The 18,940-nt window shown below is 65.3% G+C and carries 14 protein-coding genes and 1 tRNA gene; 2 read left to right on the top strand and 13 right to left on the bottom strand.

The features are described from left to right. The first annotated feature begins 139 nt into the window (after positions 1 to 139). Positions 140 to 1,093, top strand: a complete 954-nt coding sequence (locus HKW67_RS04230; protein ID WP_171224206.1) for a DUF4394 domain-containing protein — start codon at positions 140 to 142, stop codon at positions 1,091 to 1,093. 139 nt (positions 1,094 to 1,232) lie between these two features. Beyond that, positions 1,233 to 2,294: a cyanophycinase gene (locus tag HKW67_RS04225; RefSeq protein ID WP_171224205.1), complete on the top strand. Its 1,062-nt coding sequence runs from the start codon at positions 1,233 to 1,235 to the stop codon at positions 2,292 to 2,294. Between the two features lie 87 nt (positions 2,295 to 2,381). Here the strand turns inward: HKW67_RS04225 and HKW67_RS04220 are convergent. From HKW67_RS04220 to HKW67_RS04160, 13 genes are all read right to left on the bottom strand, one after another. After that, positions 2,382 to 2,454, bottom strand: a tRNA-Ala gene (locus HKW67_RS04220). A gap of 138 nt (positions 2,455 to 2,592) precedes the next feature. Then, complete coding sequence (locus HKW67_RS04215) at positions 2,593 to 3,921, bottom strand: hypothetical protein (protein WP_171224204.1); 1,329 nt, start codon at positions 3,919 to 3,921, stop codon at positions 2,593 to 2,595. Further along, positions 3,921 to 4,754, bottom strand: coding sequence for a c-type cytochrome (locus tag HKW67_RS04210; RefSeq protein WP_171224203.1), 834 nt, complete (start codon positions 4,752 to 4,754; stop codon positions 3,921 to 3,923). Before HKW67_RS04210 ends, HKW67_RS04215 begins: the two co-directional genes overlap by 1 nt. A 13-nt stretch (positions 4,755 to 4,767) precedes the next feature. Then, on the bottom strand, positions 4,768 to 5,268 hold the full coding sequence (locus HKW67_RS04205; protein WP_171224202.1) for a DUF3341 domain-containing protein: 501 nt from the start codon (positions 5,266 to 5,268) through the stop codon (positions 4,768 to 4,770). Continuing rightward, positions 5,268 to 6,671: an NrfD/PsrC family molybdoenzyme membrane anchor subunit gene (gene nrfD, locus HKW67_RS04200; RefSeq protein WP_171224201.1), complete on the bottom strand. Its 1,404-nt coding sequence runs from the start codon at positions 6,669 to 6,671 to the stop codon at positions 5,268 to 5,270. The genes HKW67_RS04205 and nrfD overlap by 1 nt, the downstream gene beginning before the upstream one ends. A gap of 11 nt (positions 6,672 to 6,682) precedes the next feature. Continuing rightward, positions 6,683 to 9,727, bottom strand: coding sequence for a molybdopterin-dependent oxidoreductase (locus tag HKW67_RS04195; RefSeq protein WP_171224200.1), 3,045 nt, complete (start codon positions 9,725 to 9,727; stop codon positions 6,683 to 6,685). A gap of 86 nt (positions 9,728 to 9,813) precedes the next feature. Further along, on the bottom strand, positions 9,814 to 10,470 hold the full coding sequence (locus HKW67_RS04190; protein WP_171224199.1) for a cytochrome c3 family protein: 657 nt from the start codon (positions 10,468 to 10,470) through the stop codon (positions 9,814 to 9,816). Positions 10,471 to 10,656: 186 nt separating this feature from the next. Further along, entirely contained in the window at positions 10,657 to 11,535 is an 879-nt protein-coding gene (locus HKW67_RS04185; protein ID WP_171224198.1) for an amidohydrolase family protein, read from the bottom strand. Beyond that, positions 11,532 to 12,380, bottom strand: a complete 849-nt coding sequence (locus HKW67_RS04180) for an amidohydrolase family protein (RefSeq protein WP_171224197.1) — start codon at positions 12,378 to 12,380, stop codon at positions 11,532 to 11,534. Before HKW67_RS04180 ends, HKW67_RS04185 begins: the two co-directional genes overlap by 4 nt. A gap of 1 nt (position 12,381) precedes the next feature. Further along, complete coding sequence (locus HKW67_RS04175) at positions 12,382 to 13,623, bottom strand: aminotransferase class III-fold pyridoxal phosphate-dependent enzyme (RefSeq protein ID WP_171224196.1); 1,242 nt, start codon at positions 13,621 to 13,623, stop codon at positions 12,382 to 12,384. Continuing rightward, positions 13,620 to 14,468, bottom strand: coding sequence for an RNA methyltransferase (locus tag HKW67_RS04170; protein WP_171224195.1), 849 nt, complete (start codon positions 14,466 to 14,468; stop codon positions 13,620 to 13,622). Before HKW67_RS04170 ends, HKW67_RS04175 begins: the two co-directional genes overlap by 4 nt. 88 nt (positions 14,469 to 14,556) lie before the next feature. Next, on the bottom strand, positions 14,557 to 17,394 hold the full coding sequence (locus HKW67_RS04165; RefSeq protein WP_171224194.1) for a heparinase II/III domain-containing protein: 2,838 nt from the start codon (positions 17,392 to 17,394) through the stop codon (positions 14,557 to 14,559). Next, positions 17,391 to 18,872 carry a peptide ABC transporter substrate-binding protein gene (locus HKW67_RS04160; protein WP_171224193.1) on the bottom strand — a complete coding sequence of 494 codons (1,482 nt, stop codon included), beginning with the start codon at positions 18,870 to 18,872 and terminating at the stop codon, positions 17,391 to 17,393. The genes HKW67_RS04165 and HKW67_RS04160 overlap by 4 nt, the downstream gene beginning before the upstream one ends. Positions 18,873 to 18,940: the final 68 nt, after the last annotated feature.

The raw sequence follows: 18,940 nt of genomic DNA, 5'->3' as shown, positions 1-18,940 counted from the left end.
CGGAAACGGCGCGACCGTCTGAGAGATCCAGCGGCGGTCGCGCGGCGTAGCGGAAGAACTCCGATCTCCGACGTCGCTCGTGCGCGTGCGGACCGATCGTCCCGTTCACCCGAGCCGAATTCGGCGAGGAACTCCCGCGATGCCGCGTATCACTCTGCAGTCTTTCTTCGTTCGCCCGCTCCTGGCGTTGGGCGTGGCTGCCCTCTCCGCCTGTCAGGGCGATGTGGGTCCGACCGGACCCGCCGGGGCGCAAGGTCCGAACGGCCCTGCGGGTCCGACTGGCCCAACCGGTCCGACGGGCCCCACGGGTCCGACCGGTCCCACCGGCTCGGCGAACGGGCGAACCATCTACGCGGTGGACGGCAACAACTCCTTGATCACGTTCGGCGCCATTCGTCCGGACGTCGTGCTGCGGCGTGTGACCGTGTCGGGGCTGCAGGCTGGTGAGACACTGCAGGGTATCGATTTCGGGCCGGTGGACGGACGCCTCTATGCACTCGGATCGACCAGCCGTTTGTACACCCTCGACACGCTCACGGGCGCGGCGACGTTGGTCGGCACGACCGCCTTCACGCCCTTGTTGGCCGGGACGAACTTCGGTTTCGACTTCAATCCGGTGCCCAATCGCATTCGTGTGCACGGCAACACCAATCAGAACCTGCGCCTGGTTCCTCAGCTGAATGGTGCCACCGACGGAACGGTAGCCGCGGTAGACGGCGCGCTGACGTACGCGATCGGTGATGCTGGCATGCTGCAGATTCCGTCGATCGGCGGCACGGCGTATACGAACAGCGTGAGCGGCGCGACCTCGACGGTGTTGTATGCGATTGACTTCGCGCGCGATGTGCTGGTGACGCTGGCCAACCCGAATGACGGTATCATGACGACGGTCGGCACACTCGGCGTGAACACGACCGGTGACGTGGGCTTCGACATCGCCGGCAACAATGGCACTGCCTACGTCACGCTGACGGTCGGTGGCGGATTCAGCGGTTCTACGCTGTACTCGATAAACCTCGCCAACGGCGCGCTGTTCCCCGTGGGCGGCATAGCCAATGCGGCACCGCTGCGCGGTATCGCGATCGCACCGTAAGACCGCCCGGAGATCCTGTCCGGAGGTACGAGTATGCCCCCGCGTCGCACGAGCATCGTGCGGCGCGGGGATTCTCGTATATTGGCGAGAGCACGGCGACCCCGCCGCCAGTTTGAATGCCTCTCCTGCCACCACGATCATGACCACTCGAGCGCGCTCTGCCCTGCTACTCGCTCTCGCGCTGGCCGCGTGCAGTAGCCACACCAACTCACCGACCGCGCCGTCGGGGCTCGATGGCATCACGGCGACGCAAGGCAAAGCCAAGGTCGATCCAGGCTACACGGCGTATGTCTCGGGAAGCACGACCGACGTGCAGACCACACCAGCTGGTGGCGCGCTGCTCGCGGGCGGTGGCACGGACAGCGACGCTGGCATGCAGTGGCTGCTGGCGCAGGGCGGCGCGCGGAGCGCTGGGAAATACGGCGACGTCGTGGTACTGCGGACGAGCGGTACGAATGGGTATAACCGGTACCTGGTGAACTTCGGGGCGAACTCGGTCACGAGTATTGTGATCTCCACCGTGGCCGGCGCGAACAGTGACTACGTCAGAGACGCGATCGCGAAGGCCGAAGTCGTGTTCATCGCCGGCGGCGATCAATCCACGTACGTCAATCTGTGGACGGGAACCGCACTGCAGTCGGCGGTGAACGCACGGGTAGCAGCGGGCTATCCGATTGGCGGCACCAGTGCGGGACTCGCTGTACTGAGTCCCTTCGTGTATGCGGCGTTCAACGTGTCGTCGACCTCGGCCATTGTGCTCGCGAATCCGTACGACGCCTCGGTGACGATTACGAATGCGTTATTCAACGTGCCGGTGCTGCAGAACCTCATTACGGACTCGCATTTTGTCACGCGTGATCGCATGGGCCGTCTCGTGACATTCCTCGCGCGCCTGCAGCAGGACGGTCGTTCCTCGGCGCCGCGCGGCATCGGCGTTGACGAGCAGTCGGCGATCGGCGTATCGGCGACTGGCGCGGCGACCGCCTTCGGGGCGGGCAATGGCGCATACCTCCTGAGCGTTCCGAGCAATACGACGCGCGTGTGCTCCGCCAACACGCCACTCACCTTCACGCCGGTGACGACCGTTCGCGTGCCGGTCGGTGCCCAGTTCAATCTGACGGCGTGGACGACGTCGTCGGTGTCGTACGTGCTGAGTGCAAACGCCGGCGTCCTGTCATCGAGTGTCGGCACGATTTATTGAGCGGATTGTTCTCGAGTATTCACGACAAAGCGGGGGCGACCATTCCTGGTCGCCCCCGCTTTGTTTACCACGCAAGTTGCTTCAGAGTGGAGCGTATCGGGATCGAACCGATGACCTCACGCTTGCAAAGCGCGCGCTCTCCCAGCTGAGCTAACGCCCCGAAGCCACACCAACACCACAAGGATAATCGATTGACCGCCCGGAGCAAATCTCTTCGGAGCGAAAAACGAAAGCGGGCGCTCACCAGTGGGTGCGCGCCCGCTTCTTTCCTGCGTGATCCCAAGCAACCTCGCGACGACTACTCGTGCGCGGGGAGCGGCTCCATGGTGCGGGCATCGACCGGGACCTGCACTTCGTCCTTGGCCGGCGTCGTCATCATGAACACACGCATGACGGGGAACGCGTCCATGAATGAGAAGTAGCAGAACGCCCACAGACCGAGGAATCCGACCGTGGTGCCGATTTCCTGGAGTCCAAACGGCAGGCTCGTGGCCTCACCGTAGATCGACGGATAGATCTCGATGTAGCGATGGAGATAGATGCCGAGGAGGCTGCACACCGCGAAGAGCACGAACGTGGGCAGGTACACCTTGGCGGCCTTCGAGATGAGGCCGAAGAACGGCAGCACGAAGACCAGCACCGGCACCATCAAGGTGACCGTCTTCCACACGCCCGACAAACGCAGGCGATAGAAGTGCGTTTCTTCGGGCATGTTGCCGTACCAGATCACCAGGTACTGGCTGAAGCTGATGTAGCCGAAGAACGCGGTGAACGCGAAGCCGAGCTTACCAAGGTCCCAGAAGTGATCGATGGTCACGAGGTCGTCCGCCTGCAGGTGCTTCCGCCACCACATGGCGAGGAGCGACAGCGACATGATCATGTTGAGCCACGCGCCCATGAACACGATCCAAGCGTACATCGTCTGCTGGAAGTGCAGCGAGATGCTCATGGAGTAGTCCCACGCCATGAAACACCAGCCGACCACGAACGAGATGCACACCGCGACGCCGAGCTTGCCCTGCAGCGAGTGCTGCGTGTGCAGCTCACGGCGTTCATCGCCGAATCCGGCGCGCATCTTGGCGCGCAGACCGGCCGCCCACTTGGCGCCGTACTCCGGTAGGACGGCGACGTCCATCCGAATGGAGTGGTACACGAACAGCAACTGCAGCACCATCATGGCGCCGAAGAAGAAGATGCCACGCAGCACGAACCAACCCGGCTGCAGGTAGCGCGCCTTCTCTGCGACCGAAATCGTTTCGCGACCAGCCCACGTGAAGATGTGCTCGCGTCCCGGGAAGAGAATGAGCAGCAGGATCACGAACGCCACCGGCAGGAACGCCACGTAGCCTTCCGCGAAGCGCACGACCGGACGTGACCAACGCGCCGTCACGATACGCTGCACAGCAGCGAATGCCGCACCGGCCGATGAGATCGTGGCGAAGAACAGCCAGTTGAAATGCAGCGCCTGCCACGCGCGATCCGCGTTGCTGAACAGGCCGAAGACGAACACCGCGATGCCGACCACGGCCGCGCCCAGCGCGGCCGTCTTGATTCCGCCCGGTACCGGCTTGGCGGCCAGACGCTTCGCGAATTCTGCGCGCGCCGGGTAGTGGTAATGCTGGCTCACTAGTGCTTCTCCTGGCTCGCGGCCGGCGTACCGGCCTTGGACGTCTCACCCGCAGGAGCTTTTTCCGAGTGCGGAGCGCCATGCAGCTTGCGCATGGTGTCGTTATCGTTGTTGCCCTTGTAAGTGGCCGAGTTGATGCCGGACGAACCGGGCGTCGGCTGCTGCGTGGGGTGTAGGTACCGCGAGGGGACGTTCGGCGCCGTGAGCGACGGTCCTGGCACGGTGGTGCCGTTCTGACCAGGGTAGCCGACCAGCGTGGTATCCGCTTTGATCGTCGTTTTTCCCTGGAGCGCCCGCACGTAATTGATCACGTCCCAACGATCCGGCTCTTCGATACGGTTGTAGCTGCCCATCAGGCCACGGCCGTTGCGAAGCATGCCATAGATGTAGCCGTCGGTACGCCCAAGGGCCGACTCTGTGAGCAGGCTCGGCGCAAATCCATATGCCGGATTGACCTTCTTGAGACCGCCGTTCGCGTTGCCCGCCAATCCGTGGCACACCGAGCAGTTGATTTGATAGTTCTTCCGTCCATTCTCCAACGACGCTTCCGTGACGGGATGCGGATTGGGAATAGCCGAGAACGAGTCGATCACCGGCGGCAGCGGCGCGTACGAGATCTGATAACCGGCGACGGCAGTTCCCTGCACGGGCACGCTGAACTGCGGGTTGCCGCGCGGCGGCACGAGCGAGTCGGCGTCGTTCTGCGACAGCGGCTCCCACGGCTCGATGCGGGGCTGATTCTTGAAGTCGGTGAACCACGTGCACGCCCCGAACGCAAAGGGGAGCACGACGGCGACCGCGAGGCGCGACGAACGCGCGACGACAGAAGTCATGAAGGACGTAGGCTCAGGCTTCACGCCGCACCTCCACTGCACCGTGCTGGCGCAGCAGTTCTTCCGCTTGTCCCGCCTTATTGGCGTCGCAAGCGATGAAGATGCCGAAGTACCCACCCGAGAAGCGGGTGTCGTAGCCCGACGTGGTGCTAAGGCGCGGGATGCGCGAATTGATGAACATGCCGGCAACCGTGGAGAGCGCGCCGACGAGCACCATCACTTCGAATCCGATGATGGTATACGGGATCCACGAGGCGATCGCCTTACCACCGACCACAAGCGGCCAGTAGGTAGACGACCAGATGGCCACCCAGTAGCCGAAGCTGACGCCGAGGAGGCCGCCGATCAGGGTGAACCGGCGAACGACGCTTTGCGGGGCGTCGATCGCGTGCTCGAGTTCATGGCGAATGGTCGGCGAGTAGACTGTGACCTCGCCAAGCTTCTTCTTCTTGAGATCTTCGATGGCCGCAACCGTCGTGTCGATCTCATGGAATGCTCCGACGACACCTTGCATCAGTGATGCCCTCCGCCATTGCCGTGCTTGACGCGCGGCGCGACGATTTCCTTCAGCTCGGCGATGGCCATCACGGGCAGCTGCTTCACGAACAGCAGGAACCACATGAAGAACCAGCCAAACGAGCCCACGAGGAATGCCATGTCGACCCAGCTGGGCGCATAACTGCCCCACTGCCAGGGTTCGAACTCATGGGAGAGCGACGGCACCACGATGACGAAGCGCTCGAACCACATGCCGAGGTTGATGAAGAGCGACAGCACGAACAACCACGTCGGGTTGCGGCGAAGCTTCTGCGACCAGAGGGACATCGGGAGGGACATGTTGCAGAGCAACATGATCCACGCCGCCCACCACCACTGACCGAACACGCGGTTCCAGAAGAACTCCTGCTCAGCGCGGACGCCGCTGTACCACGCAATGAAGAACTCGATCATGTAGGCACACCCGACGACCATCGACGTGAAGAGCACGACCTTGGCCGTGGCGTCGAGGTGGTTGAGCGTGATGTAGTGCTCGAGCTTGAACCACTTCCGCATCGGGATCGCGATCGTCCACACCATCGCGAAACCGGAGAAGATGGCGCCGGCCACGAAGTACGGCGGGAAGATCGAGGCGTGCCAACCCGGGGTGAGCGCCATGGCAAAGTCGAAGGAAACGACCGAGTGCACGGAGAGCACGAGCGGGGTGCTGAAGGCGGCGAGGAAGAGATATGCCTTCGCGAAGTGACGCCATTCACGGTCGCTGTTCCGCCAGCCAAGCGAGAGGATCGCGAGGATCCGCTTGCGCATCGGGTTGGTTTCCTTGTCGCGGAGCACCGCGATGTCGGGGATCAGACCGATGTAGAGGAACGTGGTCGAGATGGTGAGGTACGTCGAGATGGCAAAGACGTCCCACACCAGCGGCGACTTGAAGTTCGGGAACAACAGACGCCAGTTCGGATACGGCAGCAACCAGAAGAACTTCCACGGGCGCCCGATGTGAATGATCGGGAACAGACCGGCGGTCATCACTGCGAACACCGTCATCGCTTCAGCGGCGCGGTAAATCGAAGTTCGGAAGCCGGCGCGGAAGAGGAACAGAATGGCCGAGATGAGCGTACCGGCGTGACCGATACCGACCCAGAAAACGAACGTGATGATGAAGTTACCCCACATCACCGGCGGTTCGTATCCGGCCTGGCCGAGGCCCCAGTAGATCTGATAGATCCACGCTGAGGCACCGATCAGCATCGCCAACACGGCGACGCTGAGGCCCATGAACCACTTCTTCGTAAAGCCAAGCGTCGCGATGATATCGCGATCGACTTGCTCATAATCCTTGACGGCGGGGAGCTGAACGTCGGCCGACGGAATGTTCGGCCCACGAATGCCCTCACGCACCGGATATCCTACGGATGCCATGTGCGATGCCCTCAGGCCTGCGCCGGGGAAGCCGGCGCCGGATAGTTGACCTTCTTGAGATAGACCACGGCGGTGTACGTATTCAGCTCTTCGAACACGTGGTAGGCGCGACGGTCATAGGCGAGCTTCGCTACGGTCCAGTTTTCGTCGGCCGCGTCGCCGAAGATGATGGCGCGCGACGGACACGCCTGCGAGCAGGCCGTCGTAAACTCGTCGGGCTTGACCTCACGGCCTTCTGCCTTGGCGCGGTGCTCGGCCTCACGGATGCGCTGCACGCAAAACGTGCACTTTTCCATGACGCCCTTGCCACGCACGGTGACGTCGGGATTGAGGGCCCAGTGCATCGGTTCCGGCCAAGCGTACTGCTTGCGATTCACTTCTCCGTAGCCGAACCAATTGAAGTAGCGGACCTTGTACGGGCAGTTGTTGCTGCAGTAGCGGGTACCGACGCAACGGTTGTATACCTGCACGTTCAGGCCGTCGGGCGAGTGATACGTGGCGTACACGGGGCACACCGGCTCGCACGGCGCGTTGCCGCAGTGCTGACACATCATCGGTACGAAGCGCGTGTCGAAGTCGGGCGAGAACTCGTTTTCCGTGTTCTCGTTGCCTTCGTAGTAACGCTCGAGGCGAATCCAGGCCATTTCACGGCCCTTGATGATGTTCGCACCCGGACGCTCATCCCACACCGTCGGGCTGAGTGCACGACCCTGATAGGGCGCGCCGACCGTCGGAATGTTGTTCTCGCTGTAGCAGGCGGTCACGCACGCCGAGCAACCGGTGCAACGCGCGAGATCGATGGTCATCGCCCAACGGCGCTTCTCCATCTTCTGCACGTGATCGGGGGCATACATCCCGAGGTCCTTCGCGTTCGGGTTGGCGAGCTCACCCTGCGCGTCGGCAGCGATCGGCGACTTGAGCCCGGCCTTGAAGTCCTGCGACGGCAGGCCCGGGATCGCGTGCTCCTCGTGTTCACCGTCTTCGGCTTCCTGACCCAGAAGGGCCGCCAGAGTCATGGCCTGACCGATGCCACGGCCGTGCTGACGGGCGGAGCCTTCAGTGGTGACCAGCTGCGACGTTTCCGCCAGCACGGTGACTTTGCCCTTGGTGCCCGAGAGCGCGAGGGTACCGGACGCATCCCAGCCACTCTTCACCAGATCGTACGCGTTTACGCCGACGTTTTGCGCGAAACGACCGTACGCGGTGTGGCCGAGGCCGAGCGAGATAGCGACCGTATCAGGACGCACACCCATGTAGCGGTAGGCCGGCGCGGTGATCTTGCCGGCAGACGTTTCGACGGTGAGATGCTGTCCTTCCACCAGACCGAGCTTCTTGAACGTGGTGGGGTGCACTTCAACCCACGACTGCCACGCGATCTTGGTGACAGGATCGGGGAGTTCCTGCAGCCACGGCTTGTTCGCACCTCGGCCATCGCCCAGCGTGGGCGACGGGAACACGTGCACGAAGTAGTCACCGGCGCCGGCATCGACCGGCGTAGCGGTGGCGGTCAGCGTGCGTGTGGCGGTGGCGATCAGTGGCGAACCGCTGATGGTGGCCTTTGTGAGCGCGGTGGTGAACGCCGAGGCGCCCCCGGGGAACTGACCGATGAACCAGCCGCGGTAATCCGCGGCCGTGTACTTGGCGGCCAGCGCCTGATCCTTCTTGGCGAGCGCGATGAGCACGTCGGCGGTGGCCTTCGTGTCGAACACCGGTTCGAGCGTGGGCTGCTGCAAGCCGATCTGGCCTTGCATGGTGACCGCGTCGCCCCAGCTCTCGAGCCAGTGATTGTCGGGCAGAATCAGATCGCAGAGCTGCGCCGTTTCGTCAGGGACCGACGAGAACGACACCTTGAACGGCACCTTGGCGAAGGCAGCGGCGAAGCCAGCGGACTTGGGCATGGTGTACGCCGGGTTGGCACCGCGCACGAAGGCGAGAGGCACAGTCCCAGCAGCCATCTTGGCCACCGCGCCCGCGAGATCGGCGTACGAGGCGAGGCCGTTGTACCCGGCATGGCCGGCGGCCGGCTTGATCGTGACGCCGACCGCACCGGCCTTCTTGTTGATCTCGGCCACCATGACACCGCAGTCAACGGCATTCGCGGTGGTGACGCCGGAGATCGCCATGACGCCGCTACCAGCGGTGGCGATGGCCTTGGCGAGCGCTTCGAGCGTCGCGACGGGCACCCCCGACGCGTCGGACGCGGCCGCCATCGCGGCCGAACCCGTAAGGGCGGCACAGATGTCCATCTCGCTGCCCGGCTTCGCGGCGATCCACTGGTCGGCGTTCAAACCGGTGAGCGAGCGGCGGGCGCCGACATAGACGAGACGCGGCGCACCTTCCAGTTTGGCGCGCGCATCGGCCCACTCGAGCTGCTGCGGCACGCTGTGCCCCCAGCCGTCGAGGAAGTCGGCGCCGAAACTGATCACCAGCTTCGCGGCATTGAAGTCGAGGGCCGGCCAGGAGGCGCCATACGCCTTCTGGTTGGAGGCGATCGTCGCTATGGGCGCCGCCGAGTCGACGCTCAGATGCGTCGGCATGCCCTGCGCCGAGAGCCACTGATCGAGGAAGCCCGGGAAGGTGCCCGACTCATGCTGGTTCACGAACACGACGTTAGACGCCTGCGTACGGCTCTTGACCTCGCCGATCTTCTGGGCGAGCAGCTCGTACGCCTTGTCCCACGTGGTGGCCTTGAGGGCATTGCCTTCGCGAACCATCGGCGTGCGATAGCGATCGGGATTGTACAACCCCTGCACCGCCGAGAGACCGACGGAGCAGATCGCGCCGCGGCTCATGGGGTGGTCGGGATTGCCATCCAGCTTGATGGGGCGGCCGTCGCGGACTTCGGCCATCACACCGCAGGCAGTAGCGCACTCGCGGCAGGTGGTCGCGTAATACTGCGACACACCCGGCACGGTGTTGTCAGGTGACGCAACGTACGGAATGAGCTTCCCCACTTTTTCGGAGGAGCAGCCCACTACCGCGGTCGTCGCACCCGTGGCGCCAAGGATCTTGAGGAATTCTCGGCGCTTGACGCCGGTCCCCGCTTCAGTGCTCATGCAGTCACTCCGCTCCGGGCGGCTGCACAGGGCATGCGGCGCGCACACTACGCGCCGTGGCCCCGTGGTCGAGGGTCAGATGACGATCAGTAGTGGCAGGTCGCACAATCGTAGCGCGCCTTCTTGGGCGGCGCTGCGAGCAGCTCGGGCGTCACCGGCATTCCGGCCAGGCGAGCACCTTCGGCAGGCTTGTAGCCCTGCACGTGACAGTTGATGCACCAGCCCATGTTGAGCGAGTTCACCTGCTGCACGGGTACGTAGTTGGTGTCCGGTCCCTGAGCACCCTGCTTCTGGATCTGGCCATGGCAGGTTTGGCAGGTCACACCAGCGTTGACGTGACGCATGTGCGGGAACTGCACATAGTCAGGCACTTTGTGCACGCGGTTCCAGGGGATCGGCTGACCCTTCTGGTAGTACGCGGCGATCTTCTTGATCTCGGGCGCCTGTGGCTTCACGATCAAGTGACAGCCCATGCACGTCGAGACCGCGGCGTTGCCCGGATCGGGCGACTTGTTTGCAGCGCTGTGGCAGTACAAGCAGTTCATACCTGCTTTCGCCACGTGCGGCGCATGAACGAACTTGACGGGTTGTTCGACGCGCAGGCCCTGCGACGACGACGCGCCGCTGTAGGCCGACAGCAGCGTGGCCGCTGCCGCAAGCGCGAGAAACGCAGGAATCACCGTCCACTTCTTCTTGACCGTCATCGACTTTTGGGCCGGGAAGGCGTTGGATGCGGAAGACACGCGTCACGCACGACCCCAACAGCGGTGTCGCCCCGATTTTCCGGTGACGAACCGTAGCCGTAGTCATGCGTGTAAGTCTGTGTCAACCCGATTTTTGCAAGCGGGAAGTATGCCCGTCACCGTATTTGTACGCAAGTGTTCGCATACTATAACGCGACGGTTTGCTGGAACTTTCCGCTTGCACCATCAACGATTTGTTCGCAACGTGGTTCCCGCGCCGTTTTGAGGCTCGAGTCTGGACTGAGCGACCCGCTGCGCAGCCTCCAAAATTGCGCGGCCATCAGCGAAAATCGCCTCGGAAAGCGGGGACGGACCGTGACGCGGCAACAGGTCGATCAGCGCGCGTGATTGCTGCGTCAGGCGCAAGGGCCACCAGCTGCTCCAAGCGAGTCGCTGGGCGCCGATGGTCGCCACCACGTGCGCGAAGTGATCTTCCGGCGGCCCCCAGACCCATCCGAAGTCGTAGAACACGCGCTGCTGCTCAGCGGGGGTAAGCCCCCAGTGGGTTTCTTCGATGAGGTCGCGACCGGCACCGGCGACCACGAGTTGGCAGCGGGATCCGCTCAGCCGTGCGATCGCCCGGAGGGTCGCCGCCGGGACGTCTCCAGCCGAGTCCATCGGATGACGCTGGCGCAGATCCTCGAAACGGACCGTGACGTGCAGGGCCACCCCGGCCTCCCCGCAGGCCAAGGCCAGCTCCGCCATCGCCGGATGACCCGGCCCGAGACCCCACTGGGCCGGATACACCCGCACCGCCGGCGCTCCCGCATTCACCGCGTCACGCAGCATCGCCGTCCATCCGGGCCAATCTGGGCGCACGATCGGTGTCGGATGCAAGACTCCGGCGTACGGCTTCAAGGCAGCGTACAGCGCGCGATTGGACGGCACGGGATCGCGGAAGAACGCACCGGGCAGATGCCCGACCCACGCTCCGGCGAAGCCTTCGCGGTCGAGGACGCGCACCAGCACCTCCGGGTCCGGATGCGGCACATCGCGGAACGGATACCCGCCGATCCAGCTGGTCACGTCGATCGGCCGGAGATCCGGGAGAGAAGCGGTCGTCATCGGGTTGCTCCCGGCGTTGCGCCGCCACGTGACAGCGCCTCGGTGAAGACGCCCTCGGGAAAAATTCGCACGGCGTTTCGCCAGCACATGTCCGCCACATCATCCTCCGACGCGCCGGTATACGGCAACGCGCGCAACTTCGTGAGCCCGGTACACAACGTCAGGTCGGCCGCCCACAGCAATCGACGCGCTCCAACCCAGCGCATGGCCTCGTCGATCATGCCACGATCGATCCCGCTGCCCGACAGATCCATCACGATGTTCTCGACATCGCGTACCGCGGGATTGGTGTGCGCCCAATCGCCGCCCCCGCCGATATGCGCCAACAAAAAGTTTGTTCGCGGATGACGTGCCGCGAGCCTCGCCAACTCGATGCCATCGGACGCGTCCTGATTCGGCCAGTCGCGTCGCCGATGCTGCCAAACGTGTTGTAGCACCGGTACACCGTACTGCGCGGCCGCGGCCGCGATATCATCGAGCAGCACATCATCGGCGCGACGGCCGGCGGCGAGTTTGATGCCGATCGCGCCGCGCTCCATGCCGCGCTCGATCTCTGCGAGCGCATGCGCCGTGAAGTTCGGATTCACGGCGACCCACGCCTTCACGCGCGGCGACTGCTCGTGGGCAAAATCGAGCATCCAGTCGTTGGCGCGTGTCTGGTCGTCGGGCGAGGCGAAGTACGTCGGCGATGTAGCCCCCCATGAACCGAGGACCGAAGCGACGTGGCACACGACGCCGATGCGATCGCCGGCACCGAGCCGGGAGGCATTGTATCGCGCCCAGTCGCCGCGGTTCGTGTACGGCGTGTGAAAGTGGGCATGTACGTCGATCACCGTGGTTGTCATTTCAGTCCTCGACGCGTCGTGGTCCGGGCAGCAGCGCTTGCATAATGGGCGGCATGAGGTCGGCGACCTGCGAGAGCATCGCCTCATCGTGCGCGACCGCGCCGAATTGGTAGGCGCCGCGCTTGAGCAGCAGTCCGTGGCGAGCGGCCACCGCCACGAGTGCGTCGAGCTGATCGGGCACGTCGGCAAGCAACCGCCACATCATCGGCGGGCCGTCGGCTCGCACGCCGACCCAGGGCGATTCGGCCAGCGCCGTACCGATGATCTGCAACAGCATGCCGCCGGCGCTCGTCATGCGATCGGGCACGTCGATGCGCTCGTGCCATTCCAGCACCGCCTTCGCGGCGGCGAGTCCCGTGCTCTCAGTCGCCGCGGTCGACGAGATCCAGCTGCGTTGCGCGACCTCCATCACGCCGGCGCGCCCGACCACGGCCGCCAATGGATAGCCGTTCGCCATCGCCTTGCCGAGCGTCGTGAGATCGGGTGTGACCCCCGTGAGCTCCTGGACGCCGCCGGTGCGCACGCGAAACGCCGTCTTCACCTCGTCGAAGATGAGCACGGCCCCAGTGCGATCGGCGAGTCGCCGAGCCGCTTCGAGCCAGGACACGTGCGCGATGTCATGCACGAGCGGCTCGATGATGATCGCCGCGAGTGGCACCTGGAGTTGCGACGCCGCGTGATCGAGGGCGTCGATGTCGTTGAACGGCACCCACGAGACGTCTTGCTGCACCGACGCGGGCACGCCGGCGGCGTCGCTGCACCAGTCCAGCCATCCGAAGTAGCCACAGGCGAGAATATGCTCGCGACCAGTCAGTGCACGTGCGAGCCGGATGGCGGCGGCATTCGCTTCGGCGCCGGTGCGCAGGAAGCGAACCTGCTCCGCTGACGGAATGACCTGCACGAGCCGTTCGGCCACTTCGACTTCGAGGCGATGCGGGAGCGCGGAGATGTTGCCATTGGACGCGGCGTCGATGACGGCGCGCGTGACGGACGGGTCGGCGTACCCGATGCCAACCGCCCCCAGCGCCATACCGCAGTCGATGAAACGCCGCCCGTCGGGCGACCACAGCGTGCACCCCTCCGCGCGTTCGAAGTGCGTGGGGACCGCCGGGTCGAACGCTCGTGATCCGTAGAGCACCTCCGGACGGCGGCTTCCGGTCGAACTCCCTCCAGGGATCACGTCGGCAGCGCGTGAACGCCACTCGTCGTCCGGCACGCCAGCGAAGGGAATGCCCCGGTTCACGGCTCGGTCCCAGCCTCGTGCTGTGCGTCAGCCGGTGGCGGGTCGAACCGTTCCGCGGCTTGCCGAGCAACGTCACGATTGGCGAGGGCGCGCTCGACGGCGAGCCGTGACTCGCGCTCTACCGTGCGCAACACTTCGATGCTGGCTGTGCGTACGAGCAACAGCTCGCGGGCGTCCGGTTCGGCCCGAAACAGCAGCGCGCGCATCGCGCGCATGATCAGCTCGGGACTGCGCGTCTTGAAGTACGACAGCGCGTCGAGCGCCTTCTCGGCGTCGCGAAACGTGAGTTCGAACTCCGCCATCGTCGGCGCGCCCTTGGCGTGCTTCGGACCGGCGAGCTTCTTCGTGGCGTCGCCGGCGAGCAGATGACACTCGTACAGCGCGAGGAGACAGGCCTGCGCGACGTTGAGGGAGAAGTGCTCCGTGGTCGGGATCGTCGCGACGGCGTGTGCCCGATCGAGGGCGTCGTTGGGAAGCCCATGATCTTCGCGACCGAACATGATGGCGACGCGGCCGTGTTGCGCATGCGCGAGCAGGTCCACGGCGGCGGTGCGCGGTGTGTGTCGCGCCCACTTGGCGGCGCGACGCCGTCCCGAGTAGGCGACCACATAGCGGCAATCGGCGAGTGCGTCGTCGATGGTATCGAAGTGACGGATTCGGGCCACGACATCGCGCGTATCGTGCGCGATCTGCTCGATACGATTGAGGTCGTAGGGGCACGGACGGATCAGGCGCAGATCCACCGCGCCCATGTTCTTCATCGCACGCACCACGGCGCCGATGTTGATAGGATCCTGCGATTCGTACAGGACCACCGTGACGGCGGTCATTACAGATTCGGACATCCGACGGGAATTCGAGGACCGTCGCCCCCGGTGCGGAGGTGACGGAAACTTGCGAGACGACCTGTCCCGCTTGGTCGAAGATAGCGGCTCAGGGGCCGGAGAGTTGAGGCCCGCGTTCAGGACGGAGCCGCAGGCGCAGGGCGTGCGACGGGGACTGCCGATCGCCGCGCAGATACGCGTACGCGGCGGCGGATGGTGGATCGGCACGATTCCCGTTGAGCACGAGCTGACCACGTCGGCGGACACGTTCGGGCGGACGCTCGTTTACCACCAGACCAAACGTGATGGTGCCGTCGGGCGCTACGGGAAGATCGGCGAGACGCCACTCGAAGCGCGCGCGCCATCCTCCGTCGTCGGGAAGCGCCATCCAGGTCGCCTCAGGAAGTGGCCAACTGCCGGGGAGCAGACGCGTCATCAGCACCATGTCGTCGGACGGCGTGCAGAGCGCGGCCTGGGCCCACCCGCCATTCGAGGCGCCCCAGTACCACTGCACGCCATCGGCGTTCACCTGCGCCCGCTCGTTGTCGAGCGGATTGTCGGCGCCGTCGGGGGGCACGACGACACCGGTGTACGCCACGACGTCGACGACCACGCGCGGCCCATCGGCCTCGACCGCCACCGTCGCCGTGGGGCTACCGCTCTCTCGCCAGTCCTGTTCGGTGCGCAGATAGTCGGATTCGGCGAGCACCTCCCGAAGGGGCAGCGCACGAGCGGCAGCTCTCGATGCGGCGGGATCGGGCTCCGCGTCCGCTGTTGCCGTCGGCATGTCAATAAGCCCTTCGAGGTCGACACTGCTCCGCGCATGGCGTGCCAGCAGCTCGATATGCCAGCCATGCGGCGCCGGTCCGTGCACGGCGGTGGTGCCATCGGCGCTGGTCACGCGAGCGAGTGGCGCATCGACATCCATCGCGTTGAGTACGACTCGCTCGACCGCGGGCAACGCGTCCGACGGCTGCCAATACCACACCGAAACCAGTCGACCCGCTGCGCCTTGGAGCTCAAGCACGTGCCGCATGGTCTCCCGGCAACCCGGGGCACCTGGCACACGCGCTTTGATGAGCGTGGCCGGCACGTTCGCTGCGAGTACCAGCCGCGCGCGAGCGCGTTGGCTGGGCACACCCCTGGCGTTGATCGCCACCGCGTCGATCATCGCCGTTCCGTCGACTTCGACCGACTCCACCTGCTGGAGGAAATCGAAACCGTCTTCGAGTCGGCCCGCTCCGGGGCGCGTCGCGGGCGCAAACCCGTCTGGTGTGACAGCGCTCGCGTCACCGCACAGCGACAGTGTGATCGTGATGTCGTCGGTGGCCGCATTCGCGCTCGCGTCAGGCTCCCAGTCGAGGACGTCGATGCAGTAGCCCTCGCACACGACAACGGTACGCGTCGCGTGTATGTCATGCCCGATCATGGCGCGTTTCCGCATCCAGCCCATGCCACCGCGCTCTTCGAACGCCAGCAGGGTCGCCGCTGCAGTCGGCTGCGATGCGCCGTTCACGAGCGGCGCATGATGCGCCAGCGTGCTGCGATACCAATGGAGTGTGCGCTCGACGTAGCTGCCGGTGCCTGGATCCTGCAACCATCGCTCGTCACCCGTCTGCAGCGACACGCCCAATCGATCGGGATGTCCGTGTCCGCTGCCGGAGTGACCGCCCTCGAGTGCGACATACACGCTTCCCTGTTCGCGCCGTAGCACGGCGAGTCCTTGTGACGGCAGTACTGTGCTGGCAGGCGCCCAGCGCCCGGCATCCACCGGCTGCGCCGACGCCATCAGGACCGAACGCCAGGACAGATCCGCGCGCGAGAGCGACGACGGGGCTTCGTTGCGTTCGGCGTCGGCGGTGGAACGCGCACGCGCGGAGGAATGTCGGGCGATCGAACCGTCATAGAGGCGCGACAGCAGTCCGGCGAGTCGAGAATCGGCGCGATGAGCGAAGCCGAGTTCGCACCACTCGGCGAATCGCCACTGGCGAATGGACACGGCGTACTGCGAGTCGCGACGCGACGGGAGTGTTTCGTCGGGAAGCAGCCCGAGAAAGGGCGTGATGAAGCCGGCGGCGTAGCGATCGCCAAGCGACGGGGGAAGTGATAACCCGGCGGCGGTGAGCAGCTGCATGCCGTACCAGAGTCCACGATGCGCAAAGAGGTGGTAGTTCTCCCCCTCGTACCAGGTGCCGTCGGCCAGCAGTCCCCGCTCCACCAACGTGAGCAGTCCTTGGTCGGCGTCGAGGCGACGTTGGAAGGCGCGCTGGTCGTCGAGCACGCGGAAAGCTGACAACACGGCGACTTCATTCCACACTTGCCGGTTGGAGGTGCCCTCGTGATACGAGGCGATGAGCGAGGCACTCGGCGCGATCACGCGGTCTCGCAGTTGCGCACCGACGCGATCGGCTCCCGGTGCCAGCGACACATCGAGCAGGTCGAGGGCGTGACAGAGATTCAACAGCCAGATCGACTCGAGGTACGTGCTGAAGAAGGGGCGCGTGGGTCCGAGCACATTGTCGCGATTCGGCCACTCCTCGTAGCGATCGGCAAACTCCGCGAGGATGCGTACGGCGAGCTCGGCGTGACGGAGGTCGCCACGCAGGGCGTACAGCGTGGCGGCATGCACCGCGCGTTCGGCGGTATAGAGCTGCGCCCCCATCGCCCACCAGTCGTGGTGCTCGACGCCGGTGTAGGCGTGTGCGCATCGCTCGCAATAATGCGCGAGTGGCACCCACGGATCGAACTCGAGGAGCCCGCCGTGGACTGGGCACCGCCCACCGACGCGTGTGAGCCGGGCTTTCCGCCGAGGGATCGGTAGTTCGCGCTGCATGAGCGGCTCGAGCTCCCGCGCGAGGCCGCTGAGGGTGGGGGCAAGCGATGACCCTTCGGCGGTCACGAGCCGTCGGGCGTCGAGATCGAGCGGGAGCAATCGCAGTCGCTTCACGGCGTATCCTCACGCGTCCACCGCGCGACGGACACCAGCTCCCCACGCAGGTCCATTGTCACTCCCTTGAGTCTTCGCGAACGCCCCTGCACTCCACGGGCGTGGAACAGCCACGCGACCGGCATGGTTGCATCGAGTTCCGCCGCTACGGCCTGCCAGGCGGCGGCCGCCGCGGCGGGAGTGGCACCGCGTGCGGCGGCAAGCTTGCTGTCGAGCAGGGCGGTGTGCAGGCCGGTGTAATCGAGGGCACCACCACGCTGCGCCGTGGCGAACATCGCCGATACGTGACCGAGGGCGATGTCACCGGGAATACCGGTGAGCACCACATCGAAGTGCTTGACCGGCGCGCGGACGGTCGCGAGGAACGAGGAGAGTTCCATCACGCGCAGCGTGAGCGCGACGCCACGCGCGGCGAGGTCAGCCTGCACGAGCTGCTCGACCGCCATGTCGCCGCCTCCGACGGTGAGCAGCGTGACTTCGAGCGCCGTACCACGGCGCGTTCGTGCAGCGCCAGCGCGAACGCGCGTCCAGCCGGCGGCATCGAGCAACGAATCAGCCTGTATTGTATCGAGCGCCGGAGCTCCCGCGGTCGAGTAGGGCAAGCCGGGCGGAATCGCGCCGGCGGCGGGCGTGGCAAAGCCCGCGACGGCGGCACGCACAAGACGCACACGATCGATGGAGAGACTCAGGGCGCGCCGCACCCGGGCATCATCAAACGGCGCGCGCGTGGTGTTGAAGGCCAGGACTGTGGAGAAGAGCGATGGTGGCGTCATCAGCAGCAGCGACGGATCGCGCTCCACGAGATGGGCCATGGTCGGTGACACGCCAGCCACATCGAGTTCGCCGCTCACGAGGCCGGCGAATTTCGTGGCCGCTTCGTCGACGACCGCGACGACGATGTGCGGCGTGTGCGGCGGGCCGCCAAGTGCGGCCGGAAACTCCGCGTTGCGCGCGAAGCGCCACTGGCGACCGGCGGTGCGGGACACGAAGCGGAAGGGGCCGTTGCCCACCGGCGCCGTCGAATAGGGGTGCGCGCGCCAGCGGGCCCGCGGCACGCTGTCGAGCAGATGCCGCGGCACGATGGGCAATTCCGCGAGCACGGTGGGCAGGGCGGCGCGCGGGTCACGAAACACGATGCGCACGGTGCTGTCATTCAGCGCCAGCACGCTATCCATCACGGCGACATCTCCCGCACGCGGAGAGCCCAACATGGTGTCGCGTGCGGCCGCCATGGTGAAGGCAACGTCGGCGGCGGTCGTCGGCGTGCCGTCATGCCACTTCAGGCCGACGAAAAGCCTGAACGTGACGGCGCGACGGGAGGGATCCCACTGCCACGCGCGTGCGAGATAGGGCTCGGGTTGTAGGGCGCTATCGAGCTTCACCAGGGTCACGAAGAGCGCGTGACGCTGCAGCTGCCGTGAGAGCGGGTGCACCGTGACCAAAGGATTTCCCGACTCGAGGTCAGCTCCGGACGCCATTACAATCGTGCCGGCGGGTCGAGCAGGGCGACCACACCCCACGGCGCCCAGCATCGACAGCGCGGCGA

Source organism: Gemmatimonas groenlandica (assembly GCF_013004105.1).
Lineage (GTDB): Bacteria > Gemmatimonadota > Gemmatimonadetes > Gemmatimonadales > Gemmatimonadaceae > Gemmatimonas > Gemmatimonas groenlandica.
Note: the sequence above shows the minus strand (reverse complement) of the source record. Positions and strands in the feature narration are given on the sequence as shown.

Bases quoted from the DNA above. Each gene is read 5' to 3' on its own strand.
- HKW67_RS04180 (WP_171224197.1), bottom strand. From the start codon at position 12,380: ATGACAACCACGGTGATCGACGTACATGCCCACTTTCACACGCCGTAC.
- nrfD (WP_171224201.1), bottom strand. From the start codon at position 6,671: ATGGCATCCGTAGGATATCCGGTGCGTGAGGGCATTCGTGGGCCGAAC.
- HKW67_RS04230 (WP_171224206.1), top strand. From the start codon at position 140: ATGCCGCGTATCACTCTGCAGTCTTTCTTCGTTCGCCCGCTCCTGGCG.
- HKW67_RS04210 (WP_171224203.1), bottom strand. From the start codon at position 4,754: ATGACTTCTGTCGTCGCGCGTTCGTCGCGCCTCGCGGTCGCCGTCGTG.
- HKW67_RS04225 (WP_171224205.1), top strand. From the start codon at position 1,233: ATGACCACTCGAGCGCGCTCTGCCCTGCTACTCGCTCTCGCGCTGGCC.
- HKW67_RS04185 (WP_171224198.1), bottom strand. From the start codon at position 11,535: ATGACGACCGCTTCTCTCCCGGATCTCCGGCCGATCGACGTGACCAGC.
- HKW67_RS04205 (WP_171224202.1), bottom strand. From the start codon at position 5,268: ATGCAAGGTGTCGTCGGAGCATTCCATGAGATCGACACGACGGTTGCG.
- HKW67_RS04160 (WP_171224193.1), bottom strand. From the start codon at position 18,872: ATGGCGTCCGGAGCTGACCTCGAGTCGGGAAATCCTTTGGTCACGGTG.
- HKW67_RS04195 (WP_171224200.1), bottom strand. From the start codon at position 9,727: ATGAGCACTGAAGCGGGGACCGGCGTCAAGCGCCGAGAATTCCTCAAG.
- HKW67_RS04170 (WP_171224195.1), bottom strand. From the start codon at position 14,468: ATGTCCGAATCTGTAATGACCGCCGTCACGGTGGTCCTGTACGAATCG.